Origin of the sequence: Pseudalkalibacillus sp. R45, from assembly GCF_052246725.1 — a bacterium.
In the GTDB taxonomy this organism is placed as follows: Bacteria; Bacillota; Bacilli; order Bacillales; family Fictibacillaceae; genus Pseudalkalibacillus.
The window spans coordinates 1-1,197 of sequence record NZ_JBQQCL010000045.1; the positions used below are offsets into that span (position 1 = coordinate 1).

General features: G+C 51.7%; 2 rRNA genes. Both read right to left on the bottom strand.

From position 1 onward, the window contains the following. A 23S ribosomal RNA gene (locus ACTWQL_RS24780) occupies positions 1-818 on the bottom strand; the annotation flags it as partial. Between the two features lie 285 nt (positions 819-1,103). Further along, positions 1,104-1,197: ribosomal RNA gene (locus tag ACTWQL_RS24785) — 16S ribosomal RNA — on the bottom strand; the annotation flags it as partial.

Here is a 1,197-nt window from a genome sequence, read left to right on the forward strand (position 1 = left end):
CCACACCTCATCCCCGCACTTTTCAACGTGCGTGGGTTCGGGCCTCCATTCAGTGTTACCTGAACTTCACCCTGGACATGGGTAGATCACTCGGTTTCGGGTCTACGACAACGTACTCATGCGCCCTGTTCAGACTCGCTTTCGCTGCGGCTCCGTCTTTGCGACTTAACCTTGCACGTGATCGTAACTCGCCGGTTCATTCTACAAAAGGCACGCCGTCACCCGTTAATGGGCTCCGACTACTTGTAGGCACACGGTTTCAGGATCTCTTTCACTCCCCTTCCGGGGTGCTTTTCACCTTTCCCTCACGGTACTGGTTCACTATCGGTCACTAGGGAGTATTTAGCCTTGGGAGATGGTCCTCCCAGCTTCCGACGGGGTTTCACGTGTCCCGCCGTACTCAGGATCCACTCTGGAGGGAACGACGTTTTGGCTACAGGGCTGTTACCTCTTCTAGCGGGCCTTTCCAGACCGCTTCGCCTACGCCGTTCCTTTCTTACTCCGTATAGAGTGTCCTACAACCCCAAGAGGCAAGCCTCTTGGTTTGGGCTGATTCCGTTTCGCTCGCCGCTACTCAGGAAATCGCGATTGCTTTCTCTTCCTCTGGGTACTAAGATGTTTCAGTTCCCCAGGTCTGCCTTCTCATACCCTATGGATTCAGGTATGGATCCTACCCCATTACGGGTAGTGGGTTCCCCCATTCGGAAATCCCCGGATCAAAGCTTACTTACAGCTCCCCGAGGCATATCGGTGTTCGTCCCGTCCTTCTTCGGCTCCTAGTGCCAAGGCATCCACCGTGCGCCCTTCATAACTTAACCTTTGACCAATCTATTAGCGTCGGATCTCTTTGTCAGCTGCGTTCGTCCGGTACTCACGTAGGTCAATCTACGCTCCGTTCCTCCCGAACTTTGCTTCCGCGATCTCCTCGCTTCTAGCTTGTCAATAAATCATGATGTCAATAAAATTGACGCATTACAATTCGATGTCTTGTTTTCAAGAATTTCATTATCTAGTTTTCAAGGAACAGTGTTTGAATGAGGTTCAGCTCATTCAAAACCGAACAAAAACGCAAGCGTGTTCCATGTCCATAAAGGACTCCTTAGAAAGGAGGTGATCCAGCCGCACCTTCCGATACGGCTACCTTGTTACGACTTCACCCCAATCATCTGTCCCACCTTCGGCGGCTGGTTCCAAAAG